This is a genomic window from Citrobacter sp. CK206 (assembly GCF_030333125.1).
GTDB lineage: Bacteria > Pseudomonadota > Gammaproteobacteria > Enterobacterales > Enterobacteriaceae > Citrobacter_B > Citrobacter_B koseri.
In genome coordinates this window covers 124296-151275 of the sequence record NZ_JAOWGM010000026.1, presented here as the reverse complement: position 1 = coordinate 151275, position 26980 = coordinate 124296, and the positions used below count along the sequence as shown (strand labels likewise).

At 53.1% G+C, this 26980-nt stretch carries 27 protein-coding genes and 1 pseudogene; 19 read left to right on the top strand and 9 right to left on the bottom strand.

Features of this window, described 5'->3' with window-relative positions; translation table 11 throughout:
* Positions 1-91: 91 nt before the first annotated feature.
* The 5 genes from argT (at position 92) to hisP (ending at position 4270) form a co-directional block, all read left to right on the top strand.
* Positions 92-874 carry a lysine/arginine/ornithine ABC transporter substrate-binding protein ArgT gene (argT, locus tag OGX81_RS10850; protein WP_286487568.1) on the top strand — a complete coding sequence of 261 codons (783 nt, stop codon included), beginning with the start codon at positions 92-94 and terminating at the stop codon, positions 872-874.
* Between the two features lie 247 nt (positions 875-1121).
* Positions 1122-1904 carry a histidine ABC transporter substrate-binding protein HisJ gene (gene hisJ / locus OGX81_RS10845; protein ID WP_012131461.1) on the top strand — a complete coding sequence of 261 codons (783 nt, stop codon included), beginning with the start codon at positions 1122-1124 and terminating at the stop codon, positions 1902-1904.
* A gap of 185 nt (positions 1905-2089) precedes the next feature.
* On the top strand, positions 2090-2776 hold the full coding sequence (locus tag OGX81_RS10840; protein WP_012131462.1) for a histidine ABC transporter permease HisQ: 687 nt from the start codon (positions 2090-2092) through the stop codon (positions 2774-2776).
* Complete coding sequence (hisM, locus tag OGX81_RS10835; RefSeq protein ID WP_012131463.1) at positions 2773-3489, top strand: histidine ABC transporter permease HisM; 717 nt, start codon at positions 2773-2775, stop codon at positions 3487-3489. Before OGX81_RS10840 ends, hisM begins: the two co-directional genes overlap by 4 nt.
* A gap of 7 nt (positions 3490-3496) precedes the next feature.
* A complete protein-coding gene (gene hisP / locus OGX81_RS10830; RefSeq protein WP_049008687.1) occupies positions 3497-4270 on the top strand; it encodes a histidine ABC transporter ATP-binding protein HisP in 774 nt (257 codons plus the stop codon).
* Between the two features lie 97 nt (positions 4271-4367).
* Here the strand turns inward: hisP and OGX81_RS10825 are convergent, their stop codons facing one another.
* The 3 genes from OGX81_RS10825 to folX all read right to left on the bottom strand — a co-directional run bounded on the left by OGX81_RS10825 (position 4368) and on the right by folX (position 6226).
* Positions 4368-4880 (bottom strand): GNAT family N-acetyltransferase, encoded by a 513-nt coding sequence (locus OGX81_RS10825; protein WP_049008706.1) that lies wholly within the window; start codon positions 4878-4880, stop codon positions 4368-4370.
* Between the two features lie 70 nt (positions 4881-4950).
* Positions 4951-5844 (bottom strand): TIGR01777 family oxidoreductase, encoded by an 894-nt coding sequence (locus tag OGX81_RS10820; RefSeq protein WP_047462321.1) that lies wholly within the window; start codon positions 5842-5844, stop codon positions 4951-4953.
* A 19-nt stretch (positions 5845-5863) separates the two neighbouring features.
* Positions 5864-6226 carry a dihydroneopterin triphosphate 2'-epimerase gene (folX, locus tag OGX81_RS10815; protein WP_104868404.1) on the bottom strand — a complete coding sequence of 121 codons (363 nt, stop codon included), beginning with the start codon at positions 6224-6226 and terminating at the stop codon, positions 5864-5866.
* A 196-nt stretch (positions 6227-6422) separates the two neighbouring features.
* Here folX and yfcF point away from each other — a divergent pair, with 196 nt between their 5' ends.
* The 3 genes from yfcF to yfcD are packed head-to-tail and all read left to right on the top strand — an operon-like array spanning position 6423 to position 8284.
* Complete coding sequence (gene yfcF / locus OGX81_RS10810) at positions 6423-7067, top strand: glutathione transferase (protein WP_047462323.1); 645 nt, start codon at positions 6423-6425, stop codon at positions 7065-7067.
* Between the two features lie 55 nt (positions 7068-7122).
* Entirely contained in the window at positions 7123-7674 is a 552-nt protein-coding gene (yfcE, locus tag OGX81_RS10805) for a phosphodiesterase (RefSeq protein ID WP_047462326.1), read from the top strand.
* A 55-nt stretch (positions 7675-7729) separates the two neighbouring features.
* On the top strand, positions 7730-8284 hold the full coding sequence (gene yfcD, locus OGX81_RS10800) for an NUDIX hydrolase YfcD (RefSeq protein ID WP_058667767.1): 555 nt from the start codon (positions 7730-7732) through the stop codon (positions 8282-8284).
* Between the two features lie 5 nt (positions 8285-8289).
* Here yfcD and OGX81_RS10795 read toward each other — a convergent pair whose 3' ends face one another.
* Entirely contained in the window at positions 8290-9309 is a 1020-nt protein-coding gene (locus OGX81_RS10795; protein WP_012131471.1) for a LacI family DNA-binding transcriptional regulator, read from the bottom strand.
* 250 nt (positions 9310-9559) lie between these two features.
* Here OGX81_RS10795 and OGX81_RS10790 point away from each other — a divergent pair, with 250 nt between their 5' ends.
* The 6 genes and pseudogenes from OGX81_RS10790 to OGX81_RS22120 form a co-directional block, all read left to right on the top strand.
* Positions 9560-10003: a PTS sugar transporter subunit IIA gene (locus tag OGX81_RS10790; RefSeq protein WP_104868405.1), complete on the top strand. Its 444-nt coding sequence runs from the start codon at positions 9560-9562 to the stop codon at positions 10001-10003.
* 82 nt (positions 10004-10085) lie between these two features.
* A complete protein-coding gene (locus OGX81_RS10785; protein WP_024130155.1) occupies positions 10086-10358 on the top strand; it encodes a PTS sugar transporter subunit IIB in 273 nt (90 codons plus the stop codon).
* Between the two features lie 22 nt (positions 10359-10380).
* Complete coding sequence (locus OGX81_RS10780; protein ID WP_012131474.1) at positions 10381-11772, top strand: PTS ascorbate transporter subunit IIC; 1392 nt, start codon at positions 10381-10383, stop codon at positions 11770-11772.
* The gene (locus OGX81_RS10775) at positions 11769-12599 is read left to right on the top strand and encodes a transketolase (protein WP_104868406.1); all 831 of its coding nucleotides are present in this window, start codon (positions 11769-11771) and stop codon (positions 12597-12599) included. The genes OGX81_RS10780 and OGX81_RS10775 overlap by 4 nt, the downstream gene beginning before the upstream one ends.
* Positions 12592-13545, top strand: coding sequence for a transketolase family protein (locus tag OGX81_RS10770; protein ID WP_104868407.1), 954 nt, complete (start codon positions 12592-12594; stop codon positions 13543-13545). The genes OGX81_RS10775 and OGX81_RS10770 overlap by 8 nt, the downstream gene beginning before the upstream one ends.
* 86 nt (positions 13546-13631) lie before the next feature.
* A pseudogene (locus OGX81_RS22120) lies at positions 13632-13724 on the top strand (transketolase); the annotation flags it as partial.
* 104 nt (positions 13725-13828) lie between these two features.
* On the opposite strand, the gene yfcC reads toward OGX81_RS22120, so the two are convergent.
* The 3 genes from yfcC to ackA form a co-directional block, all read right to left on the bottom strand.
* Positions 13829-15355, bottom strand: a complete 1527-nt coding sequence (yfcC, locus tag OGX81_RS10765) for a putative basic amino acid antiporter YfcC (protein WP_104868408.1) — start codon at positions 15353-15355, stop codon at positions 13829-13831.
* 216 nt (positions 15356-15571) lie between these two features.
* Positions 15572-17716 (bottom strand): phosphate acetyltransferase, encoded by a 2145-nt coding sequence (pta, locus tag OGX81_RS10760; RefSeq protein ID WP_024130156.1) that lies wholly within the window; start codon positions 17714-17716, stop codon positions 15572-15574.
* A gap of 76 nt (positions 17717-17792) precedes the next feature.
* Positions 17793-18995 (bottom strand): acetate kinase, encoded by a 1203-nt coding sequence (gene ackA / locus OGX81_RS10755; RefSeq protein ID WP_012131481.1) that lies wholly within the window; start codon positions 18993-18995, stop codon positions 17793-17795.
* Between the two features lie 338 nt (positions 18996-19333).
* Here ackA and yfbV point away from each other — a divergent pair, with 338 nt between their 5' ends.
* The 4 genes from yfbV (at position 19334) to OGX81_RS10735 (ending at position 22947) form a co-directional block, all read left to right on the top strand.
* Positions 19334-19789, top strand: a complete 456-nt coding sequence (gene yfbV, locus OGX81_RS10750) for a terminus macrodomain insulation protein YfbV (protein WP_003028087.1) — start codon at positions 19334-19336, stop codon at positions 19787-19789.
* 83 nt (positions 19790-19872) lie between these two features.
* A complete protein-coding gene (locus OGX81_RS10745; protein WP_012131483.1) occupies positions 19873-20367 on the top strand; it encodes a YfbU family protein in 495 nt (164 codons plus the stop codon).
* Positions 20360-21037 (top strand): sugar phosphatase, encoded by a 678-nt coding sequence (locus OGX81_RS10740; RefSeq protein ID WP_012131484.1) that lies wholly within the window; start codon positions 20360-20362, stop codon positions 21035-21037. Before OGX81_RS10745 ends, OGX81_RS10740 begins: the two co-directional genes overlap by 8 nt.
* Positions 21038-21114: 77 nt before the next feature.
* A complete protein-coding gene (locus OGX81_RS10735) occupies positions 21115-22947 on the top strand; it encodes an SLC13 family permease (protein WP_012131485.1) in 1833 nt (610 codons plus the stop codon).
* A 90-nt stretch (positions 22948-23037) separates the two neighbouring features.
* On the opposite strand, the gene yfbR is transcribed toward OGX81_RS10735, so the two are convergent.
* Together yfbR and alaA are read right to left on the bottom strand one after the other, a co-directional pair.
* Positions 23038-23637: a 5'-deoxynucleotidase gene (gene yfbR, locus OGX81_RS10730; protein WP_012131486.1), complete on the bottom strand. Its 600-nt coding sequence runs from the start codon at positions 23635-23637 to the stop codon at positions 23038-23040.
* 104 nt (positions 23638-23741) lie between these two features.
* Entirely contained in the window at positions 23742-24959 is a 1218-nt protein-coding gene (alaA, locus tag OGX81_RS10725; protein WP_012131487.1) for an alanine transaminase AlaA, read from the bottom strand.
* 935 nt (positions 24960-25894) lie between these two features.
* Here alaA and lrhA point away from each other — a divergent pair.
* On the top strand, positions 25895-26833 hold the full coding sequence (gene lrhA / locus OGX81_RS10720) for a transcriptional regulator LrhA (protein WP_012131489.1): 939 nt from the start codon (positions 25895-25897) through the stop codon (positions 26831-26833).
* Positions 26834-26980: the final 147 nt, after the last annotated feature.

Sequence of the window (26980 nt, the reverse complement as noted above, 5' to 3'; positions counted from 1 at the left end):
TGTGAAAATGGCATAAGACCTGCATGAAAAAGTCTGCAAACACACAACACAATGCAAAACATAATAAAATTACGCCACTTGAGGGTTATGTATGAAGAAGACAGTTCTCGCTTTGTCTTTGCTGGTAGGACTTTCCGCAACGGCGGCCAGCCACGCAGCGCTACCGCAGACGGTTCGTATTGGTACAGACGCGACATATGCGCCTTTCTCATCGAAAGATGCCAAAGGGGATTTTGTCGGTTTTGATATCGATCTGGGCAATGAGATGTGCAAACGTATGCAGATCAAATGCACCTGGGTCGGTAGCGATTTTGATGCGCTGATTCCTTCCCTGAAAGCGAAGAAAATCGATGCCATCATTTCATCGCTCTCCATTACCGAGAAACGCCAGCAGGAGATTGCCTTCTCCGACAAACTGTATGCCGCCGACTCGCGCCTGATTGCCGCGAAAGGCTCATCTGTCCAGCCGACGATTGACTCGCTGAAGGGCAAGCACGTTGGCGTACTGCAAGGCTCCACTCAGGAAGCCTATGCGAATGATAACTGGCGCAGCAAAGGCGTGGATGTTGTGGCCTACGCGAACCAGGATCTCATCTATTCCGACCTGACGGCGGGCCGTCTTGATGCTGCATTGCAGGATGAAGTTGCGGCCAGCGAAGGGTTCCTCAAACAGCCTGCGGGCAAGGACTATGCGTTTGCCGGTCCTTCCGTGAAAGATAAAAAGTACTTTGGCGACGGCACCGGGGTTGGCTTGCGTAAAGACGATACCGAGCTGAAAGCGGCGTTTGATAAAGCGCTGAGCGATCTGCGTGCTGACGGCACCTACGACAAGATGGCGAAAAAGTACTTTGACTTTAACGTCTACGGCGACTGACAGGTTGCTGCGGGGAGTGTTGCGCACCGTTTTGGTTAACCATCACGGTGCGTGATGAGAGATTTGCACCATCATGGTGCGTTTGTCGCTGTCAAAATGAGCATGAATGCATACTTAAGCGCTTTTCATGCAAAATAAACCGGCTGACAGGGTAGAATGCTTTGCCTTGTCGGCCCGATTAATGGCACGATAACTGCACCTGGTCCTGTAAAGATCCCCTATAAAAGACAGTCTGTTGAGGATAGTTATGAAAAAACTGGTGTTGTCTCTTTCTCTGGTCCTGGCTTTCTCCAGTGCTACCGCAGCATTTGCAGCCATTCCGCAAAAAGTTCGTATCGGTACCGATCCGACTTATGCCCCTTTTGAATCGAAAAATGCACAGGGTGAATTGGTCGGTTTTGATATCGATCTGGCCAAAGAGCTGTGCAAACGCATTAATACACAATGTACCTTCGTGGAAAACCCGCTGGATGCGCTGATCCCCTCGTTAAAAGCGAAGAAAATCGATGCCATCATGTCCTCGCTTTCCATCACCGAAAAGCGTCAGCAGGAAATCGCGTTTACCGACAAGTTCTATGCAGCAGACTCTCGCCTGGTCGTCGCCAAAGATTCTGATATCCAGCCGACCGTTGAGTCCCTGAAAGGCAAGCGTGTTGGCGTATTGCAGGGCACCACACAGGAAACGTTTGGTAATGAGCATTGGGCGCCGAAAGGCATTGAAATCGTCTCTTACCAGGGTCAGGACAATATCTATTCCGACCTGACGGCAGGGCGTATCGATGCCGCTTTCCAGGATGAAGTCGCAGCCAGCGAAGGCTTCCTGAAGCAGCCTGTAGGCAAAGATTACAAATTCGGCGGCCCGTCGGTGAAAGACGAGAAACTGTTCGGTGTGGGTACGGGTATGGGGCTGCGCAAAGAGGATAACGAACTGCGCGAAGCCCTGAACAAAGCATTTGCGGAAATGCGTGCTGACGGTACTTACGAGAAGCTGGCGAAAAAGTACTTTGATTTTGATGTTTACGGCGGTTAATCGCCGCTGGTGCAGATAACGCCCGCAGATTTTTGACGCGCTGATTTTATGCCTGATGGCGCAGCGCTTATCAGGCCTACAGAGATTTTGTAGGTCGGATAAGGCAAAGCCGCCATCCGGCATTTAACGGCTCGACTGAGATCAAAAGAGGCGTCTTACTCACCACACACGACAGGACAGGCAGCATGTTGTACGGGTTTTCAGGTGTTATTTTTCAGGGCGCGCTTGTCACGCTTGAGCTGGCCCTCAGCTCAGTTGTGCTGGCCGTGCTGATCGGTCTTGTCGGCGCGGGCGCGAAACTTTCGCAAAACCGGGTGACGGGACTTATTTTCGAAGGCTATACCACCCTGATTCGCGGGGTGCCGGATCTGGTTTTAATGCTGCTGATTTTCTACGGGTTGCAAATCGCGCTCAATGCGGTGACCGACGCGATGGGAATAGGGCAGATTGATATTGATCCGATGGTCGCCGGTATTATCACCCTGGGTTTTATCTATGGCGCGTACTTTACGGAAACTTTCCGTGGCGCGTTTATGGCGGTGCCCAAAGGGCATATTGAAGCGGCGACGGCATTCGGTTTCACCGGTTCGCAAATATTCCGGCGGATTATGTTCCCGGCGATGATGCGCTACGCCTTACCGGGGATTGGTAATAACTGGCAGGTTATCCTCAAAGCGACGGCGCTGGTTTCGCTGCTCGGGCTGGAAGATGTGGTCAAAGCCACGCAGCTGGCCGGCAAGAGCACCTGGGAGCCATTCTATTTCGCCGTAGTGTGCGGGCTGATTTATCTGGTATTTACAACGGTTTCCAATGGTGTGCTGCTGTTCCTCGAGCGCCGCTACTCCGTGGGTGTGAAGAGGGCTGACCTGTGATCGAGATTATTCAGGAGTACTGGAAATCCCTGCTCTGGAGCGATGGCTATCGCTTTACTGGCGTGGCCATTACGCTGTGGTTGCTGATCTCCTCGGTGGTGATGGGCGGCATTCTGGCGCTGTTTTTGGCGATTGGCCGCGTTTCCAGCAACAAATTTATCCAGTTCCCCATCTGGTTGTTTACCTATGTTTTTCGCGGTACGCCGCTGTATGTGCAACTGCTGGTGTTCTATTCCGGGATGTACACGCTGGAGATCGTGAAAGGAACCGATCTCCTCAACGCGTTTTTCCGTAGCGGTCTTAACTGTACCGTTCTGGCGTTGACGCTGAATACCTGCGCCTATACCACGGAGATTTTCGCTGGCGCCATCCGTTCAGTACCGCACGGGGAAATTGAAGCGGCGCGGGCGTATGGCTTCTCATCGTTCAAAATGTATCGCTGTATTATTTTACCTTCCGCGCTGCGTATCGCGCTGCCAGCATACAGTAACGAAGTGATCCTGATGCTGCACTCAACCGCGCTGGCGTTTACCGCGACGGTGCCGGATTTGCTGAAAATCGCCCGTGATATTAACTCGGCAACCTATCAACCGTTTACCGCATTCGGCATTGCCGCTGTGCTGTATTTGATTATTTCGTATGTCCTGATTAGCCTGTTCCGTAAAGCGGAAAAGCGCTGGCTCCAGCACGTGAAACCTTCTTCAACGCACTGAGAATACGATGTCTGAGAATAAATTAAACGTTATCGATTTGCACAAGCGCTACGGCGAACATGAGGTGCTGAAAGGGGTATCGCTACAGGCTAACGCCGGAGATGTGATCAGTATTATCGGATCGTCTGGCTCCGGTAAGAGTACCTTTCTGCGCTGTATTAACTTCCTCGAAAAACCGAGCGAAGGGTCGATTGTGGTGAGCGGCCAGAATATTTCCCTGGTGCGTGATAAAGACGGCCAGCTCAAGGTCGCCGATAAAAACCAGCTGCGGCTGCTGCGTACGCGCCTGACGATGGTATTTCAGCACTTCAATCTCTGGAGCCACATGACGGTGCTGGAGAACGTTATGGAAGCGCCGATTCAGGTGCTGGGATTAAGCAAACATGAAGCGCGCGAGCGTGCGGTGAAATACCTGGCGAAAGTCGGTATTGATGAACGTGCGCAGGGAAAATACCCGGTACACCTCTCAGGTGGTCAGCAGCAGCGTGTCTCAATTGCCCGCGCGTTGGCGATGGAACCTGAGGTGCTGCTGTTTGATGAGCCGACATCGGCGCTTGACCCCGAACTGGTAGGCGAAGTCTTGCGTATCATGCAGCAGTTAGCGGAAGAGGGGAAAACGATGGTGGTGGTGACGCATGAAATGGGGTTTGCCCGCCATGTTTCCACCCATGTGATTTTCCTGCATCAGGGGAAAATCGAAGAAGAAGGCGATCCAGAGCAGGTATTTGGCAACCCGCAAAGCCCGCGTTTGCAACAGTTCCTGAAAGGCTCGCTGAAGTAGCGGTTTATCCGTCGCTCAGAGAAACAATTTTGCCCGGTGGCGCTGTGCTTACCGGGCCGACACGTAGGCCGGATAAGGCATCGCCGCCATCCGGCGATTATCGCCCCATTTCGCTTTCCAGACGGTATACCCATTCGTCATACCGGATGCCGTTCACCTCATAGGCGTTTTCCAGCACCTGAGTCCGCGTAAAACCACGCTTTTCCAGCACGCGCACAGACGCGTGATTCTCTGCCAGCACATAGGCGTTTATCGCTTTCACGCTGGTATGCGTAAAGGCGTAATCGCAGACGGCATATAAGGCTTCTGTGGCGATCCCTCTCCCTTGCGCTTCCGGGAGCACCGTATAGCCGATATCGGCTTCCTGCGGATAATGGTGGCTAATTTGTAAGCCAATGTCGCCCAAAGGCTTATCGCTGTTATGCAGGCGGATGACGAAGGTATGCTTTGAGACGAGGCGACGGGCGAACAGTAGGCGAGTGTCTTTTTCCGGCGTGATATCAGCCATATAACGCATGATTTCAGGGTTTTCACGCAGTGCGAGAAAAAAGGACCAGTCAGTAGGTTGAAAAAGGGAGAGGGTCAATCGGGAGGTGGTTATTATCGCCATAAAATCGCCATTCCAGAAGTCAGGCATACTACCTTACCACTGGAATGGCTACAGTGACCAGGTGAATGGTTTAACGGATCACATCGGCCAGCGCTTCTTCTAAATCGTACCAGCGAAATGAAAACCCCGCCGCCTCCAGTCTTTTTGGCAATGCGCGCTGTCCGCCCAGCACCAGTACCGATGATTCCCCCATTAACAGGCGGATGACGGTCGCGGGAACGCGCAGGATTGCGGGGCGGTTCAGCGCATGGCCCAGCGCATGGGCGAACTGTTCATTACGAACCGGATAAGGCGAGACCATATTGAACGGGCCGCGCAGGTCGTTATCCAGCAGCCAGAGAATACCGTTTACCATATCATCGATATGGATCCAGGCCAGATACTGACGCCCATTGCCAATTGGCCCTCCCAGCCCCAGGCGAAACGGCGGGATCATTTTGGCCAGAATGCCGCCTTCCGGCGCCAGGACGACGCCGGTGCGTAGCAGACAAACGCGCGTTTTATCACTTTGCGCGCTACAGGCAATCTGCTCCCAACGCGCGCATAACTTATGGGTAAATTCGTTATGCGGCGGCTCTTCTTCCGTTACGACAACTTCGCCCAGATCGCCGTAATAGCCTGCGGCAGACCCGGAAATTAACGCGGCCGGGGGCGTCTCGCTGGCGTTGATCAAATCTGCCAGCTTTTGCGTGATGGACCAGCGGCTTTGACACAAACGCTCTTTTTGCTGCGCGGTCCAGCGTTTGTCGGCGATAGGCTCGCCAGCAAGGTTGACCACGGCGTCTATGTCGTTGAGGTTTTGCCTGTCCTCCAGCCCTTTCCACAGCGCAACCCGGGAGTCGAGAAGCTGACGCGCCTTATCGGGACTCCGTGTGACGACCGTCACCTGATGCCCCAGCTCCAGCAGACGGGGAATCAGGTGGCGTCCTATCAGGCCAGTACCGCCGGTAATCAGAATCTGCATGTTTCCTCCCGGATAGCGCTTAACGTCGCCAGCTGAGCGTCATGGAGACGGAATCGGCATAACGCAGCGCATGAAGTTTGTCGATCTCTACTTCAGCATAAGTGACCCAGTGATGTTCACGTGCGATGTCGAGCACATCCTGAGTTAATTTTTCTAACAGCGAGAATCGGTTGCTCTCCACATGCTGAATAATGTTTTTTGTGATGGTGCGGTAATTCAGCGCGTCGTTGATGTCCTCGCTTACGCGGGCTTTTTCCGCCGGATAGTGAATGGTAACGTTAATAACGATATCCTGGCGGTTGAGGATCTCTTCCTCTTTGATACCGATAAACGTGCGCAGACGAAGGTTTTTTATACGAATAATAGCGTCAGGTTGTGACATTGCAGGCGTCCTCCATGGTTGAACCTTTGCATGATACACGAGAACCCGGCCGCGTTATTCGCTCTGACTCTCAGGCTTCTGCTAAGGCCGCAGTCTTGCGCGTTCTGTTGCCGTGCTCAGTATGAGTTTTCATCAGGTGACAGTATGCGAAAGACTCTATATTTTGAGAGAAAGCCCAAAGAACGAAGAGGACATTATGAGCAAACCCGAGATTACGCTTTGGTCAGACGCTAACTTTTTCTCTCCTTACGTCTTATCCGTTTATGTTGCCTTGCAGGAGAAAGGACTGCCTTTTAGCCTCAAAACCGTTGACCTGAGCAGCGGCGAGCATTTGCAGCCCTCATGGCAGGGCTACGCGTTAACGCGCCGCGTCCCGGTGCTGGAAATCGATGGCTTCGAACTTAGCGAGTCGTCGGCGATTACCGAGTATCTGGAAGATCGCTTTGCGCCGCCGCAGTGGGAGCGCATCTACCCGCACGATCTGCAAAAACGCGCCCGCGCGCGCCAGATTCAGGCGTGGTTACGCAGTGATTTAATGCCCATTCGCGAGGAACGTTCGACGGATGTGGTCTTTGCGGCGGCCAGGAAAGGCCCGTTAAGCGAAGCAGGGAAAGAGAGCGCGGCAAAACTGGTGGCGACGGCCAGTGGTTTGCTCGCTCACGGTAAGCCGAATTTATTTGGCGAATGGTGTATTGCGGATACCGATTTGGCGCTCATGCTTAACCGCCTCGTACTCAACGGCGACGAGATTCCTGAGGCACTGGCGGAATATGCAGCATTCCAGTGGCAGCGCGCCTCCGTTCAACGTTTTATTGCGCTTTCCGCAAAGCGTTCCGGCTGATAATCCGCGTATAATCCAGTATCATAGAACGGTTTTTTATGACGAGGAGTGAGTGATGAAACTGATGTTTGCATCGGACATTCATGGTTCGTTACCTGCGACAGAGCGCGTACTTGAACGGTTTGCGCAAAGTGGCGCGCAATGGCTGGTGATACTGGGTGATGTGCTTTATCACGGGCCGCGTAACGCGCTGCCGGAAGGCTACGCACCGGCGCAGGTGGCAGAACGCCTGAACGAGCAGGCGGCGCGTATTATTGCGGTACGGGGAAACTGTGACAGCGAAGTGGATCAGATGCTGCTCCACTTCCCGATAACCGCGCCGTGGCAGCAAGTGCTGCTGGAAAACCGGCGCATCTTCCTGACCCACGGACACCTGTTCGGGGCGGATAATGTACCCGCGTTAAATGCGGGCGACGTTCTTGCTTATGGGCATACTCATCTGCCGGTCGCTGAAAAACGCGGCGAGCTGTATCACTTTAATCCAGGCTCAGTCAGCATCCCGAAAGGTGGGTTTGCAGCAAGCTACGGCATTCTGGATGATAATGTTTTGAGCGTAATCGCACTCAATGATCAAAGTATCATTGCGCAGGTCGCGATTAATCCGTAATTTACCCCACAATTGTAAATGCGCCGTAAGAGCGCCAGAAAAAGAAGGTTTCCTGATGGTGGAACAGCGTCGTTTGGCAAGTACTGAATGGGTGGATATTGTGAATGAAGAGAACGAAGTCATTGCGCAATCCAGCCGGGAGCAAATGCGAGCGCAGCGCTTACGTCATCGTGCAACGTATATCGTCGTGCATGATGGTATGGGCAAAATTCTGGTTCAACGCCGTACTGAGACAAAAGACTTTTTGCCCGGCATGTTAGATGCCACCGCAGGTGGAGTGGTGCAGGCCGATGAGCAACTGCTGGAGTCTGCACGACGTGAAGCGGAAGAAGAACTGGGTATCGCAGGCGTGCCGTTTGCTGAGCACGGTCAGTTCTATTTTGAAGATGATAATTGCCGTGTCTGGGGCGGGTTATTTAGCTGCGTTTCTCATGGGCCATTCGCGCTTCAGGAAGAAGAGGTCAGCGAAGTCTGCTGGCTGACGCCGGAAGAAATTACGGCGCGTTGCGATGAGTTCACCCCGGACTCATTGAAAGCGCTGGCGTTGTGGATGACCCGCAATGCCAACAATGAATCGGCAAAGCAAGAGAAGCAAGAAGAGACGGAATAAGGTCTCTAACAGCTATCCCGCAGGCATAAACTGGAGGCGATCTGTTTCCGATCGCTCCAGTTACCATCCTTCAGACGTTCCAGCAGCGCGCGTCCGGCTTCAAGGCCTATCTTACGATGCGGTACGGCCATTGTCGTTAACGGCGGCTGACAAACCCGGCTCACATCGCTGTCGCCGAATCCTACCACCGCCAGATCGTCAGGGACTTTGATCCGTCTGCGCTGACACTCATATAACGCACCGCAAGCCAGCTCATCGGATACGCACACCAGCGCGTCCAGCTCGGGCCACGCCAGAATAAATTCGGGAAGCTGTGAGGCGCCGGTGGAAAAGTTTGGCGGCAGGGCGGCGTTAATCACGCGATTGGGCGACATATGGTGGCGCAACATCGCCTTGTACCAGCCCTGCAAATGCTGTTGAAAGATCCACTGCTCCTGATTGGCGCAAAGCAGGCCAATATTCTGATAACCGCGCTGAATGAGCATTTCGGTCAGTTCGTACATTGCCGCGACGTTATCAATACCGATATTCATATCGATCGGATCGGTACGAATGGCGCCAATTTCCATCACCGGAATCGACGCGTTTTTTAACCAGTGACGCACCGTGTCGCTGTGCTCGACGCTGAGTAAGATGGCGGCGGCGATGTTGGAGGCCAGCAGCGTCTCCAGCAGTTTCTCTTCCTGTTCGAGATGGTGAAGGGACTCCGCCAGCATAATCTGGTATCCCGCAGGCTGTAAAACTTGCTGAAGTCCGGCAAACATTTCTGAACAACCGGCTTCCGTGAGGTTCGGGACGACCATCGCGATGGTTCGTGACGAGGCGGAAGCCAGCGCGCTTGCGGCAAGATTAGGCATGTAACCGAGTTCATTCACTGCGGCTTCGATTTTTTCCCGGAGTTTATCGGAAACTTGCTCAGGCGTGCGTAACGCACGGGACACGGTCATGGTGCCGACACCGGCAAGCTGAGCAACATCGGCGATGGTCACCTTACCAGTACTACGCCGTTTTCGAGTTATAGACATACAGATTCCTGCGCAATTACAACGTATTGAGATGTTTTTTTATTGTCATTCATCGCTTCACGGGAATAGCAGTATACGCCTTAAATCCGGTTTAAGGCTGTGATTTCACGCGTTGATTGTATTTTGATAGCGCTATCACATATCTGACTGATAACTTTTGATAGCGCTATCTTTGTGAATATGATCACAGATAAGGTTTCAGCGCTTGAATAAAGTTTGCTCATATCTGGCAATCACGCGAGGAGGATATGTGCTCAATCACTGGCTAACTGATGCAACCATCATGCGGCAGGCGAGGGTGGAAAACTGGCCGCAGGCGCTGGAAATATGCGCCAGACCGCTGCTGGATGCTGGCGTTATCACACCTGAATATGTGACGGCGATTGTTGAGCAGCATCATAAGCTGGGCGCGTATTACGTTCTGGCGCCGGGTCTGGCGATGCCGCATGCGCGACCGGAAGAGGGAGCAAAGGGATTAGGCTTGTCGTTGTTAAAGCTGGAGCAGGGGGTCTCATTTGGGGCGGGCGAGTTCGATCCGGTGGATATCATCGTGATGCTCGCGGCACCCGACAAACACAGCCATATTGAAATGATTTCGACGCTGGCAGAGTTATTTTCCAGCGATGACGATATGGATAAATTACATCAGGCGAAGTCGCTGGAGGAAATAAAAACAATAATCGCACGTTTCTAATTTAATTACGCATTCCGAATTACCTGACACATTACGCGCCTGCGTGATGCGGGCGTACTCTACTTAAAAGAAGGTGATGATAATGAAAATTATGGCTATTTGCGGTTCTGGCCTGGGCAGTAGTTTTATGGTCGAAATGAATATTAAAAAAGTGCTCAGGAAGCTTGAAATTGATGCCGATGTTGAGCATTCCGATCTCTCCTCGGCGACGCCTGGCGCTGCGGATCTGTTTGTCATGGCGAAAGATATTGCCGCCAGCGCCAGCGTGCCGGAAAGCCAGCTGGTGGTGATTAATAACATTATCGATATTAATGAACTTGAAGCGCAGCTGCGCGCCTGGTTCGCCAAACAATAACCTTATTGCAAGCGAGGCGGATATGTTTATCCTTGAAACGCTGAATTTTGTTGTTGATATCTTAAAAGTGCCCTCGGTGCTGGTGGGGTTAATTGCCTTAATTGGCCTTGTCGCGCAGAAAAAAGCGTTTTCCGATGTGGTGAAAGGCACGATTAAAACTATTTTAGGTTTTATTGTACTGGGCGGCGGCGCAACGGTACTGGTCGGGTCTTTAAATCCACTCGGCGGAATGTTTGAACATGCGTTTAATATCCAGGGGATTATTCCAAATAACGAAGCGATTGTTTCCATCGCGCTGGAAAAATATGGGGCGTCTACGGCGCTGATCATGGCCTTTGGCATGGTGGCAAATATTGTGGTCGCCCGTTTTACCCGTCTGAAATACATCTTTCTGACAGGACACCATACGTTTTATATGGCCTGTATGATCGGCGTAATCCTGACGGTTGCCGGTTTTGACGGCGTTGGTCTCGTCTTTACCGGATCGCTGATTCTGGGGCTGGTGATGGCCTTTTTCCCGGCGCTGGCGCAGCGCTATATGAAGCGTATCACCGGCACTGATGATATCGCGTTTGGTCACTTCGGCACGCTGGGTTATGTGCTGTCCGGCTGGATCGGCAGCCTTTGTGGTAAAGGTTCCCGCTCTACCGAAGAGATGAACCTGCCTAAAAACTTAAGCTTCCTGCGCGACAGTTCGATCTCTATCTCTCTGACCATGATGATTATCTATCTGATCATGGCGGTGAGCGCGGGGCGTGAATATGTCGAGAGCACCTTCAGCGGCGGTCAGAACTACCTGGTCTACGCCATCATTATGGCGATCACCTTTGCGGCGGGCGTGTTCATCATCCTACAGGGCGTACGTCTGATTCTGGCGGAAATTGTACCGGCCTTTACCGGATTCTCAGAAAAACTGGTGCCGAACGCCCGCCCGGCGCTGGACTGCCCGGTCGTCTATCCGTATGCGCCTAACGCGGTGCTGATTGGCTTCCTGTTTAGCTTCCTCGGCGGTCTGGTCGGTCTGTTCCTGCTCGGACAGATGAAGCTGGTGCTGATCCTGCCGGGCGTGGTGCCGCACTTCTTTACCGGTGCGACGGCTGGCGTATTTGGTAATGCCACTGGCGGGCGGCGCGGCGCGATGATCGGCGCATTTGCCAACGGTCTGTTGATCACTTTCCTGCCCGTTCTGCTGCTGCCCGTGCTGGGGGCGATCGGCTTTGCGAATACGACCTTCTCAGACGCTGATTTCGGCGCAGTGGGGATTGTGCTGGGCAATCTGGCGCGCTACCTGTCGCCGCTTGCCATCACAGGGCTTGTTGTGGCGTTGTTCGTGCTGCTGGTGGCGTACAACGTGTTTGCGAAAAACAAATCTGCGGGGGGTAACACGCAGGAGAATACCGGAGCCAAATTATGAATGTGAATGAAGTTACTCAACTGGCGCGCGATATTCGCGTTGCCACTCTTAAGTCATTGACGCAGCTTGGCTTTGGCCACTACGGCGGCAGCATGTCGGTAGTGGAGACGCTGGCGGTGCTGTACGGCGCGGTGATGAAGATTGACCCGGCCGACCCTGACTGGCCGGAGCGCGATTACTTTGTGCTGTCTAAAGGTCATGCTGGCCCGGCGCTCTACAGCACGCTGGCGATTAAAGGTTACTTTCCGACAGAAGAACTGAACACGCTTAACCAGAACGGCACCCGTCTGCCGAGCCATCCAGACAGGTTAAAAACGCGCGGCGTGGATGCGACGACCGGTTCACTGGGGCAGGGGATCTCGATTGCCGGGGGGGTGGCGCTGTCGCACAAACTTGCCGGGCGCCCGAATCGGGTATTTTGTATCGTCGGCGACGGCGAGCTGAACGAAGGGCAGTGCTGGGAAGCGTTTCAGTTTATCGCCCATCATCGCCTGAACAACCTGACGGTGTTTATCGACTGGAACAAGCAGCAGCTGGACGGCGAACTGGATGAGATTATTTGCCCGTTCGATCTGGAAGGGAAATTCCGCGCTTTCGGTTTTGATGTTGTCACCGTGAAAGGCGATGACATTGCCCGGCTGCTGGAGGTCGTTCAGCCGGTTCCGGCGGCGGATGCCCGTCCGCGCGTGGTGATCCTCGACAGTATTAAAGGACAGGGCGTGCCCTACCTGGAGCAATTAAGCAACTCCCACCACCTGCGTCTGACCGATGAGATGAAGAAGGCGCTTAACGAGACGATTCGCCAACTGGAGGCCGCGCATGATTAAGGTTGCACCCGCGGGACAAAAAGAGAGCATGGAAATGCGTAAAGTGTACGCCGGATTTGTGGCGGAGCAGATAGAGGCCGGAAGCCAGATTATCGCACTTGAAGCGGATCTCATGAGTTCTATGGCGATGGACGGCGTTGCGAGGGATTATCCTCAGCATGTGATCAACTGCGGCATTATGGAAGCCAATGTGATCGGCACTGCGGCAGGGCTATCGCTCACCGGACGCAAACCGTTTGTCCATACCTTCACCGCCTTTGCCAGCCGTCGCTGTTTTGATCAGCTGTTTATGTCGCTCGATTACCAGCGCAACAACGTCAAGGTGATCGCGTCGGATGCCGGCGTGACTGCCTGCCATAACGGCGGCACCCATATGTCTTTTGAAGATATGGGCATTGTGCGCGGGCTGGCGCATTCGGTCGTGCTGGAAGTGACTGATGCCGTCATGTTTAAGGATATTTTGCGCCAGCTTATCGAGCTTGAGGGTTTTTACTGGGTTCGAACCATCCGCAAACAGGCCCCGAGCATTTATGCGCCGGGATCGACGTTCACCATCGGTAAAGGGAATGTTCTGCGTGAAGGCAGCGATATCACGCTGATTGCCAACGGCATTATGGTTGCCGAGGCGCTGGAGGCGGCGCGCCAGTTGGAGCAGGATGGCGTGAGCGCGGCGGTTATCGATATGTTTACCCTCAAGCCCATCGACCGCATGCTGGTAAAAAATTACGCGGAGAAAACCGGGCGAATCGTCACCTGTGAGAACCACAGCATTCATAATGGACTTGGGTCGGCCGTGGCTGAAGTGCTGGTTGAAACGTGCCCGGTGCCCATGCGCCGCGTCGGCGTTAAAGAGCGTTATGGTCAGGTCGGGACGCAGGATTTCTTGCAGAAGGAGTATGGTTTGACCGCAGAGGCCATTGTGGAAGCGGCGAAAACGCTGCTGTAATAACGATGTATTGTTGCCGGATGGCGCTACTGCTTATCCGGCCTACAATAACCTGACTCGTAGGCCGGATAAGACGCACTAGTTAACGTTATGGTCAGGTCGGGACGCAGGATTTCTTGCAGAAGGAGTATGGTTTGACCGCAGAAGCCATTGTGGAAGCGGCGAAAACGCTGCTGTAATAATGATGTGTTGTTGCCGGATGGCGCTACCGCTTATCCGGCCTACAATAACCTGACTCGTAGGCCGGATAAGACGCGCCAGCGTCGCCATCCGGCATTTTTGATCAATGGTATCCCATCAACTGCGCGCCGATAACCACCACGCTGGACATGATAAACAGCAACCCCAGCAGCGTCGCGCCAACCTTCAGCCAGTTGCGAAAATCGACCCGGCACACGCCTAATGTCGCCATTAACGATGCGGACGTTGGATAGATGATGTGACTGAAGCCATCGCCAAACTGGAAGGCCAGTACCGTAACCTGACGGTTTACGCCTACCAGATCGCCTAACGGAGCCAGAAGCGGCATCGTTAACGCTGCCTGACCGGAACCTGAGGTAACAAAGAAATTGAATACGGCCTGAAACAGCAGCATAAACCATGCGGCGACAGCGTTGTTCAGACCGCTAATACCGTGAGCAATACTGTTCAACAGGGTATTTAACACGCTGGCGTCGCCCGCCTCGCCGTTGCCCACGAGCAATAAAATACCTTTGGCGAAGCCGACCAGCAGGGCCGGGGCAATCATCATTCTGGCGCCTTCGGTGAACGAGGAGGCCATGATGTTCACCGTCATACCGTTGAGGCGGAAAATAACCCCAATGATGCCGATGACCACGCCCATCGTGAAGAACTGGCTGGCAATCTCAGGAATAAACCACGCGTGAACAATCACTCCCCAGATAACCCAAATCATCACTCCGGTCAGCACAATCAGCACCAGCCAGTCGCCTGTGGTGAAAGGACGTTGGGCGATTTCGTCCTGCTTCTCACGAAAATAGCGATCGGATTCATGGACGCGCGACAGATGGGGATTCTTTTTCACCCGCGCGGCATAGGTCAGGGTAAAAAGAAGACCAATCAGCGTGGAAACGAACCACACAACAATGCGCAAGCCTGAGCCGGAAAGGACCGGTACGCCCGCAATCCCCTGCGCGACCACGACGCAAAACGGGTTCATCCATGAACTGGCAAAACCAATCTGGGTGGCGATATAGGTAACCAGTACGGTGGTAATGCTGTCATAGCCCAGGCGCACCATCAGCGGCGCGATAATAATCGCAAAGGCGACGGCCTCTTCCCCCATACCAAAAACCGCGCCGCCCAGTGAGAAGAGGATGAACAGCACCGGGATAAACAGCACCTCATTACCGCGCGTATGGCGTATCAGCGCCAGAATACCGTTATCAATGGTGCCTGTGCGCATGACGATGCCGAACGCGCCGCCGATCACCAGCATAAACATGATGATGCCGACAGCCGTGCCGAATTTAGAACCGGAGGTTAATCCTTCGAACGGGAAATTCATTAAGCCGGGTCTTTCATCGCCGGTTGTAAAGAGCTGGACGCGGTGATACTGCGCTTCACCGGCTTCGTTGGTGAGAATACGAAAAGAGTGGGGATCGACCACTTTGCGGGTTTTCGTCTGCCCGTCAACCTGATACTGCACCTCCTGGCTGTCGAACATTCCGACGGGAACAACCCAGGTGGCAAGACTGGTCAGAATGGCGACGAAAAAAATAATCACCAGCGTATCGGGCATCGCCCATTTTTTGGCAGGCCGCGATTGCGATTCTGTTACTGCGGACATAACACACTATCCCTGTTGCAAGGCAAAGAGATAATTATGCGAACAGAGGAATAGTTATTCATTGATACAGCGCAGCTAAGCGGGAAAATCGGATTTCGTTCATGCCGGTTCGGCGGGCATAAAAAATCTGGAAATAATCGCTATTTCCAGACCTTAGATATGAAGTGCTGGCCGGATAAGGACGCCTTAGCGTCGCTATCCGGCACACAAAGCAGATTACTGCTGTTGCTGTGAAGACTGAATCGCGGTCAGGGCGATGGTGTAGACGATATCATCTACCAGCGCGCCACGGGACAGGTCGTTCACCGGCTTGCGCATACCCTGTAGCATCGGCCCGATGGAGATCAGGTCGGCAGAACGCTGTACCGCTTTGTAGGTGGTGTTACCGGTGTTCAGATCCGGGAAGATGAACACGGTCGCGCGACCTGCAACCGGAGAGTTCGGCGCTTTGGATTTCGCAACATCAGCCATGACTGCGGCGTCGTATTGCAACGGGCCGTCGATCATCAGGTCAGGACGTTTTTCCTGCGCCAGACGGGTCGCTTCACGCACTTTCTCTACGTCGCTGCCTGCGCCAGAGGTGCCGGTGGAGTAGGAGAGCATCGCAACGCGCGGTTCGATGCCGAAGGCAATTGCGGATTCCGCAGACTGGATGGCGATTTCAGCCAGCTGTTCTGCCGTCGGGTCCGGGTTGATCGCGCAGTCGCCGTAAACGTAAACCTGTTCCGGCAGCAGCATGAAGAACACGGAAGAGACCAGAGAGCTGCCCGGCGCTGTTTTGATCAGCTGTAGCGGCGGACGAATGGTGTTTGCCGTGGTGTGAACCGCACCGGAAACCAGACCGTCAACTTCATCCTGTTCCAGCATCAGCGTACCGAGAACCACGTTGTCTTCCAGTTGTTCGCGGGCGACGGTTTCGGTCATGCCTTTGCTCTTACGCAGCTCAACCAGACGAGCGACATAGCTTTCGCGAACCACTTCCGGGTCGACGATTTCAATGCCTGCGCCCAGTTCTACGCCCTGAGAGGCGGCAACGCGGTTGATCTCTTCCGGGTTACCCAGCAGGACGCAAGTCGCGATGCCACGTTCAGCACAGATGGCTGCCGCTTTAACGGTACGCGGTTCGTCGCCTTCCGGCAGAACGACGCGTTTACCGGCTTTACGCGCCAGCTCGGTCAACTGGTAGCGGAATGCAGGCGGAGACAGACGACGGCTGCGCTCAGAGGTCGCGGTCAGGGATTCAATCCAGTCAGCGTTGATGTAGTTGGCAACGTATTCCTGAACTTTTTCGATACGCTCATGGTCATCAACCGGAACTTCCAGGTTGAAGCTCTGTAGGCTCAGAGAGGTCTGCCAGGTGTTGGTATTCACCATGAATACCGGCAGGCCGGTTGCGAAAGCACGTTCGCACAGTTTAGAGATGCGCGCGTCCATTTCGTAGCCGCCGGTCAGCAGCAGAGCGCCGATTTCCACGCCGTTCATTGCCGCCAGGCAAGCCGCAACCAGTACGTCAGGACGGTCAGCAGAAGTCACCAGCAGAGAACCCGCACGGAAGTGCTCCAGCATGTGCGGAATGCTGCGCGCGCAGAACGTGACAGACTTCACGCGACGGGTGTTGATATCGCCTTCGTTCACAACGGTTGCGTTCAGGTGACGCGCCATGTCGATTGCACGGGTTGCAATCAGATCGAAGCTCCACGGCACCGCGCCCAGAACCGGCAACGGGCTGGATTCCTGGAGTTTAGCCGGATCGACTTTCACCACTTTCGCTTTGGAAGAGTCGTCGAAAATCTCAGACAGATCCGGGCGGGTACGGCCCTGCTCATCAACCGGTGCGTTCAGTTTGTTAACAATAACGCCGGTGATGTTGGTGTTTTTCGCGCCGCCGAAGCTGCTGCGAGTCAGTTCGATACGCTCATTCAGCTGTTCCGGGGTGTCGGTGCCCTGAGACATCACGAAGACGATTTCCGCATTCAGCGTTTTCGCGATTTCGTAGTTCAGAGACTGAGCGAACTGGTGTTTACGCGTCGGAACCAGGCCTTCAACCAGCACCACTTCCGCATCTTTGGTGTTCGCGTGATAGTTCGCGATGATCTCTTCCATCAGCACATCTTTCTGATTGCTGGACAGCAGAGATTCAACGTGGCTCATCTTCAGCGGTTCAGCCGCCGGGACAGACGAGTTTGCACGAACGATAGCGGTAGTCTGGTCTGGCGCATTGCCACCCGCGCGCGGTTGGGCGATTGGCTTAAAGACGCTCAGACGAACGCCTTTGCGTTCCATAGCACGGATGACGCCAAGGCTGACGCTGGTCAGGCCGACGCTGGTTCCGGTAGGGATCAGCATAATAATACGGGACACGGTTTATCCTCTTTCGTTACCGCCGGTTTCAGGCGGGTTACAAAACAGCACCGCCAGCTAGGCTGGCGGTGTAAAATCAGGCAGTCAGACGGCTCGCGTCTTGCGCGATAACCAGTTCTTCGTTGGTTGGGATAACCACCGCAGGACGGGTACCTTCTTTGTTGATGAAACCAGATTTGCCGAAACGGGCAGCCAGGTTACGTTCGTGATCGACTTCAAAGCCCAGCACGCCCAGTTTACCCAGAGACAGCTCACGCACCATCGCCGCGTTTTCACCGATACCGCCAGTGAAGACCACTGCGTCCAGACGACCTTCCATCAGCGCGGTGTAAGAGCCGATGTATTTCGCCAGACGGTGGCAGTATACGTCCATCGCACGTTTCGCATCTTCTTTAGCGGTGTAGTTGTCTTCAACATAACGGCAGTCGCTGGTGACTTCGGTCAGACCCAACAGACCTGATTCTTTGGTCAGCATTTTGTTGATCTGATCGATGTTCATGCCCAGGTTGTCATGCAGGAAGAAGATGATTGCCGGGTCGATGTCACCGGTACGGGTGCCCATCACCAGACCTTCCAGCGGGGTCAGACCCATAGAGGTGTCAACGCACTGGCCGTTGCGGATTGCAGAAACAGAACCACCGTTGCCCAGATGGCAGGTGATGATGTTCAGTTCTTCAACCGGCTTGTTCAGCATTTTTGCGGCTTCCTGAGTCACATAGTAGTGGCTGGTGCCGTGGAAACCGTAACGACGTACGCCGTGTTCTTTGTACAGGCTGTACGGCAGGGCATACAGGTAAGACTCTTCCGGCATAGTCTGATGGAACGCGGTGTCGAACACTGCAACGTTCTTTTCTTTCAGTTCCGGGAAGGATTTCAGCGCTTCAGTAATCCCGATCAGGTGAGCCGGGTTGTGCAGCGGAGCGAACGGCGCAGCGTCTTTGATGCCCTGGATAACGGAGTCATCAATGACCACGGAGCTGGTATACTTCTCGCCGCCGTGTACGATACGGTGACCAATTGCGGTCAACTGCGCAGACAGTTCTGGTTTTTGTGCCAGAATAGTATTAACAATAAAGTTCAGCGCTTCACTGTGAGCGGCGCCTGCACCTAAAGCCGCTTCTTGTTTATTGCCGTCCATTTTCCATTTGATACGTGCTTCAGGAAGATGGAAACATTCGGCTAAACCAGAAAGGTATTCTTCACCGTTCGCTGCATCGATGATTGCAAATTTCAGTGAGGAGCTACCGCAGTTCAGAACCAGTACTAACTTACTCGACATGGAAGTACCTATTTATGATACGTGGCTAAAAAAACGTCAGTGAGCCATAGAGCGTAACGCATGATGACGCTGACGTTTATGATTAACATCATGCGCAATAATCTTTTTCGGCATGATGGAAGAAATACCTTTGAGTCTATGCCATTTTGCGTATTTTTCAGCCAATGGCATACTATATGTAAATTTGACGACTCAATGATTTTGGACTACTGGCCTTAGAGGCCGACACAGGATACCTGATAGTGGGTATCAATGACAAAATGTTTTGAACGATGTCCCTTGCAGTTGTTGTTTTGCACAAATTTTTGAATTTTTATATGTGAAGTTGAGGTAAAGCCATGTCGACACCGGATAATCGCTCCGTGAATTTTTTTAGTTTGTTTCGCCGGGGGCAGCACTACGCAAAGACGTGGCCGATGGAAAAGCGCCTTGCGCCGGTCTTTGTTGAGAACCGCGTGATTCGTATGACGCGTTACGCCATTCGCTTTATGCCGCCGATCGCGGTGTTTACGCTGTGCTGGCAAATCGCGCTGGGCGGTCAGTTAGGCCCGGCGGTTGCCACAGCCCTGTTTGCGCTCAGTTTACCGATGCAAGGCATGTGGTGGCTGGGAAAACGCTCCGTTACGCCACTCCCGCCTTCCATCCTGAACTGGTTCTATGAGGTTCGGGGAAAATTGCAGGAAGCCGGGCAGGCGTTGTCGCCGGTAGAAGGCAAGCCGGATTACCAGGCATTAGCTGACACGCTTAAGCGCGCCTTCAAACAACTGGATAAAACTTTCCTTGATGATTTGTAATTGACCCCTGATTACGCATATAAAAGAAGGCATACCAATGCCTTCTTTTTTTGACCGCAGTAGAGTGATACAGGAGTCCCAAAATGGAAATGACCAACGCTCAACGTCTGATTTTGTCTAACCAGTACAAAATGATGACCATGCTCGACCCGACCAACGCCGAGCGTTATCGCCGTCTGCAAACGATCATTGAACGCGGCTACGGCTTGCAGATGCGTGAGCTGGATCGTGAGTTTGGCGAACTGAAGGAAGAAACCTGCCGCACGATTATCGATATCATGGAGATGTATCACGCCTTACATGTGTCCTGGACTAACCTGAAAGACGCGCAGACCATTGACGAGCGTCGCGTGACGTTCCTCGGGTTTGATGCCGCAACCGAAGCGCGTTATCTGGGCTACGTTCGCTTTATGGTGAACGTGGAAGGGCGCTATACCCACTTTGATGCCGGTACGCATGGCTTTAATGCCCAGACGCCGATGTGGGAAAAATACCAGCGTATGCTGAATGTCTGGCACTCCTGCCCGCGCCAGTATCACCTGAGCTCGAACGAAATTAATCAGATTATCAATGCCTGAGGGGGTGAGCGTGCAGTGCAAAGGCTTTCTGTTTGATCTGGATGGAACGTTGGTTGACTCCTTACCCGTTGTAGAGCGGACATGGTGCAACTGGGCCGATCGTTTTGGCCTCACGCATGATGAAGTGCTGAGCTTTATTCATGGCAAGCAGGCTATCACTTCTCTGCGACACTTCATGGCGGGAAAGCCGGAAGAGGAGATCGCCGCAGAGTTTACCCGTCTGGAACAGATAGAAGCGACGGATACGGCAGGGATTGTGGCGTTGCCGGGCGCGGTCGAATTGCTGAACCATCTCAATAAAGCCGGTATCCCCTGGGCTATCGTTACTTCAGGCTCGATGCCGGTTGCGCGGGCGCGCCATCAGGCGGCCGGCCTTCCTGCGCCAGAGGTGTTTGTTACCGCTGAGCGCGTGAAGCGCGGCAAACCGGAACCGGATGCCTATCTGCTGGGCGCCCAACTGCTCGGCCTCTCGCCGCAGGAATGCGCGGTGGTGGAAGACGCGCCTGCCGGGATTCTCTCCGGGCTGGCCGCCGGGTGTCATGTCATTGCGGTCAATGCGCCTGAGGACACGCCCCGCATTGCGGACGTCGATTTTGCCCTGAGCAGCCTTGAGCACATTTCCGTGACCAAACAGCCCAACGGAAACGTGGTCGTTCTTAGAAATACCTGAACATGATTTAGCCCCGCATTGTTGGGGCTTTTTTATGGCAGAATCAGTCCATCCCTCTCATTTAACAAGGATATGTTGTGAACGGTGAATTGATATGGGTTCTCTCCTTACTGGCGATTGCCGTTATCTTGTTTGCGACGGGCAAAGTGCGCATGGACGCGATTGCTTTGCTGGTCATTGTCGCCTTTGTTCTGAGTGGAACATTGAGCATCTCAGAGGCCTTTTCCGGCTTCAGCGATCCTAACGTTGTTCTGATTGCCGCCTTGTTCATTATCGGCGACGGTCTGGTGCGTACCGGCGTCGCGACGGTCATGGGCGCCTGGCTGGTGAAAATGGCCGGTAGCAGCGAAGTCAAAATGCTGGTGCTGCTGATGATCACCGTTGCCGGGCTTGGCGCGTTTATGAGTTCAACCGGCGTGGTCGCGATTTTCATCCCGGTGGTGTTAAGCGTTTCTATGCGTATGCAGACCTCGCCTTCACGCCTGATGATGCCGCTCAGTTTTGCCGGTCTTATCAGCGGCATGATGACGCTGGTGGCGACGCCGCCCAACCTGGTGGTGAACAGTGAACTGCTGCGTGAAGGGCTGCACGGTTTTAGCTTCTTTAGCGTCACGCCGATTGGGCTGGTGGTGCTGTTCCTCGGTATTATCTACATGCTGGTGATGCGCTTTATGTTGAAAGGGGATGATGCGTCGCAGCAGCGTGATGGCTGGAAGCGTCGCGCCTTTCGCGATTTAATCAAAGAGTACCGTCTGACCGGTCGCGCTCGTCGGCTTGCCATTCGCCCGGGTTCGCCGATGGTCGGCCAGCGTCTGGATGACCTTAAGCTGCGTGAGCGCTATGGCGCGAACGTGATCGGCGTTGAACGCTGGCGGCGCTTTCGGCGCGTTATTGTTAACGTCAATGGGGTGTCGGAATTTCGCGCCCGCGATGTGTTACTGATCGATATGTCTGCCGCCGAGGTGGATCTCCGGGAATTTTGCAGCGAGCAACTGCTGGAGCCGATGGTTTTACGCGGCGAGTATTTTTCCGATCAGGCGCTGGACGTGGGGATGGCGGAAATCTCCCTGATTCCCGAATCGGAACTGATTGGCAAATCGGTGCGCGAGATCGGTTTTCGTACGCGCTATGGCCTGAATGTCGTCGGTCTGAAGCGTGACGGTGTGGCAATCGAAGGGTCGCTTGCTGATGAAGCGCTGTTAATGGGCGACATTATTCTGGTAGTAGGAAACTGGAAGCTGATTGGTCAACTGGCGAAGCAGGGCCGTGACTTCGTGGTGCTGAATATGCCTGTGGAAGTGAGCGACGCCTCCCCGGCGCACAGCCAGGCGCCGCATGCGATCTTCTGTCTGGTGCTGATGGTTGCGCTGATGCTGACCGATGAGATCCCTAACCCGATCGCGGCAATCATTGCTTGCCTGCTGATGGGGAAATTCCGCTGTATTGATGCAGAAAGCTCCTACAAAGCGATTCACTGGCCGAGCATTATCCTGATTGTCGGGATGATGCCTTTTGCGCTGGCGTTGCAAAAGACCGGCGGCGTTGATCTGGTCGTTAAAGGATTGATGGATGTCGGCGGCGGTTATGGCCCCTATATGATGCTGGCATGTCTGTTTGTGCTGTGCGCCACCATCGGGCTGTTTATTTCCAATACCGCGACCGCCGTGCTGATGGCGCCGATAGCCCTTGCGGCAGCGAAGTCGATGGGGGTGTCACCGTATCCTTTCGCGATGGTGGTGGCAATGGCGGCGTCGGCGGCGTTCATGACGCCGGTCTCCTCGCCGGTAAACACGCTGGTTTTGGGGCCGGGGAACTACAGTTTTAGCGACTTTGTTAAGATCGGGGTGCCGTTTACGATAATCGTTATGGCGGTATGCGTGGTGATGATCCCGGTGCTGTTTCCGTTCTGACGGGAGCCGGATGGCGGCGTGAACGCCTTATCCGGCCTACCGCTACATTTGTAGGCCGGATAAGCGAATAGCGCCATCCGGCAAAACGATTTATAGCGGCGAATCCTGGCTGATTTCATCCAGCGAGAGGTGAAAACTGGGCACAAACACCGCCATAAAATAGTCCATCTCTTCGCTGCGGCGCGACGCCAGGGTTTTTTCCAGTCGCGTTTTTGCCAGCAGGAATTCATTATTGCCCGCCGATAACTCTTCCAGACACTTCAGATAGGCGCAAAGCGCGTCGGCTTGCTTCACAACCGATTTCTCTTCTTCGCTGTAAGCATGTTCGTCGATCAGCGGTGCAAAAATATCGCGCAGTTCGTCAGGAACCATATCCACCAGTTTTTGTTGGGCAATTTTCTCAATCGCTTTGTATTCCTGCGCGATTTGCGAATTGAAGTATTTCACCGGGGTCGGGAGATCGCCGGTCAACACTTCAGAGGCATCGTGGTACATCGCCAGTAGCGCAATACGCTCGGCATTGACCTGGCCGCCGAATTTGCGATTTTTGATAGCGGCAAGCGCATGGGCGACCATTGCCACCTGCAAACTGTGTTCGGAGACGTTTTCGGTGCGCACGTTGCGCATCAATGGCCAGCGGTTAATCAGTTTCAGGCGGGAGAGGTGGGCAAAAAAATGGCTCTGCTTCATAGTGACCTTTTCATGATGACAACCTGAGGGTCATTGTGCGCAGAGAAGGCCATCGGATGCAAATACTCGTCTTTCTCACGTTGCATCCGACGGCCAGTTTACGGTTACAGCTGATGATACCCTGACAGGAAGCGCCCGAATTTACTCAGCGACATTTCAATGTCGTCAATACGAGGCAGCGTTACAATGCGGAAGTGATCCGGCCAGGGCCAGTTGAACGCGGTTCCCTGCACCAGCAGCACTTTTTCCTGCAACAGGAAGTCGAGCACCATCTTCTGGTCATCGTGGATGTTAAAGCGCTTCGCATCTATTTTTGGGAACATATACAGTGCGCCGCGCGGTTTCACGCAGGAAACGCCCGGAATATCGTTAATCAGCTCCCACGCACGGTTACGTTGTTCATACAAACGCCCGCCCGGCATGATGAATTCGCTAATACTCTGGTAGCCGCCCAGAGCCGTCTGGATCGCGTGCTGCGCCGGAACGTTGGCGCACAGACGCATTGACGCCAGCATCTCCAGCCCTTCAATGTAGCCTTTGGCGTGTTTTTTCGGCCCATTCAGCACCATCCAGCCCTGGCGGAATCCGGCGACGCGATAGGTTTTGGACAGCCCGTTGAACGTAATGGTCAGCAGATCCGGCGCCAGCGCGGCGATAGAATGATGCTCAGCGTCGTCGTAGAGGATCTTGTCGTAAATCTCATCGGCGAAAATGATCAGATTATGTTGACGGGCAATCTCAACGATCTCCATCAGCAGCTCTTTGGAGTAAACCGCGCCGGTTGGGTTATTCGGGTTGATTATCACAATGCCACGGGTACGCGGCGTGATTTTGGCGCGGATGTCGTCGAGATCCGGGAACCAGTCAGAAGATTCATCGCAAAGATAGTGTACCGCTTTGCCGCTGGAGAGCGAGACTGCCGCTGTCCACAGCGGGTAATCCGGCGCGGGAACCAGCATTTCGTCCCCGCTGTTCAGCAACGCCTGCATTGCCTGCACGATCAATTCGGATACGCCGTTACCAATATAGATATCTTCTACGGTGACGTCGCGCATACCGCGCGCCTGGTAATGCTGCATGATCGCTTTGCGTGCGGAATACAGACCCTTTGAATCGCAATACCCCTGCGCCGTTGGCAAATTGCGGATGACATCGACCAGGATCTCATCAGGCGCTTCAAACCCAAAAGGGGCGGGGTTGCCGATGTTCAGTTTCAGAACTTTATTGCCTTCTTCTTCCAGGCGTTTCGCTTCTTTCAGAACAGGGCCGCGGATGTCATAACAGACATTTTCTAGTTTGCTGGATTTTTCAATGGGGGACATGAATCTTGACCTTTTTAGCTGTTATCGCCACTCCCTGCCGTGGAAGTCAGCACGGAACAATGTACTCCCACAGCGGTGAGTTTTGAAGGGTCAGCAGTAGAAGATTTTGCTCAGGCTTAGTGTGGGATTGTGCTGTTAAGTCCTGCTTTAATGTCATTCTTGCAGTTTTTATTACTGCTTTTATTTATTTTATTGGTTTTTTGTTTTTAGTATTGGGCTTTTGTGTGGTTGTATGTTTTGTTAAAAAATAGTCTAAACTCAGGGAGGAAAGTGTTAGCGGCGTCAGCATAACTCAATTATCAGGAAAATACTGAATGCTTTTACGAAACTACTGTTATCGCCATGATCTGTAAACGTTAGGGTGTAAATCTATTGTTAAGTAGAATTAATGAGTAGTGGCGATCTTAATTAATTATTATTTAATATTTAAAAAGCACCTGCTGGTGAGATTAATAATACATAATTTTCTTAGTTAAGATAACATAATCACGCTTCAGATTATTCGTATTAAGGCTTATAAATATAGTGGTTTTGGGTTAAGATAAGCCCCAGGAAATGGTGCGCAGTCTGCGTTGTCTGCTAATTTTTATGACGAGCATCTATAACTAACTTGTTGCTCAGTAGGCTTTTTTTGTGTCGGTAAATGTCCGTTAACTTCTTTTACATTTACAAAATTACACGTTTATCCTTAGCAGAATTCCGTTGTTACCTAAAAAGGTATGCGTCTTCTCCTCGATATATCCCTGGTAATGACCTCTGGGATTATTCGAAAAGAAAGGAGAAGAGGTTGTTAGCAGCACCAAATACATTTTTACTTTCACTTGGTTACGCAAGTGAAACGGCGAGGGAAGCACATTACAAATGGAATTGTTTGTTTATGAACACACAGCATTAACCAGGTCAGCATGGTATGACCCGCCAGTAAGTGAAAAATTATGATAAATGCAAATCGTCCGATAATTAACCTCGACCTCGATCTGCTGAGAACGTTTGTTGCTGTTGCCGATCTGAACACGTTCGCCGCTGCGGCGGCGGCGGTATGTCGTACTCAGTCTGCGGTGAGCCAGCAAATGCAGCGTCTTGAGCAGCTTGTGGGCAAGGAGTTGTTCGCCCGTCATGGTCGTAACAAGCTGTTGACTGAACACGGTATTCAGCTTCTGGGTTACGCCAGAAAAATCCTGCGCTTTAATGATGAGGCGTGCTCATCATTGATGTTTAGCAATCTTCAGGGCGTATTAACAATTGGCGCTTCTGATGAATCCGCCGATACGATATTGCCTTTCCTGCTCAATCGGATCAGTTCGGTTTACCCGAAGCTTGCTCTGGATGTGAGGGTGAAACGTAACGCCTTTATGGTGGATATGCTGAAATCGCAGGAAGTGGATTTGATTGTCACTACGCACCGTCCGGGATCTTTCGAGTTCCTGAACCTGCGCACATCGCCGACACACTGGTACTGCGCGGCGGAATATGTGCTACAGAAGGGGGAACCGATCCCGCTGGTGTTGTTAGACGATCCCAGCCCGTTCCGCGATATCGTATTAGCGACGTTGAATGCGGCGAATATTCCCTGGCGCCTTGCCTATGTGGCCTCAACGTTAGCGGCGGTACGCGCGGCCGTAAAAGCCGGGCTGGGGATCACCGCGCGACCGGTCGAGATGATGAGCCCGGATTTACGCGTGCTCGGCGCTGCGGATGGATTACCGCCGTTGCCAGACACGGAATACTTACTGTGTCGCGATCCATCAGGCCAGAACGAACTGGCGCAGGTTATCTATCAGGCGATGGACAGTTACCAAAACCCCTGGCAATACAGTCAGTTTACTCCCGAAGGAGGAGACGATTCGCTGATGGTTGAAGGTGACTTTGAGTAGCCAGTCACAAAAAAAAACGTTATAAAATGTAAGTGTAAAAAAGGGCCGCTGATGCTGAAAAAACATCCAGCGGTTCTTTTTTTATACAATTTACCGGCGTTTCGAACGTAAATGCGGGAAAAAGCCTAAAAAATCAGTAAGTAGTCA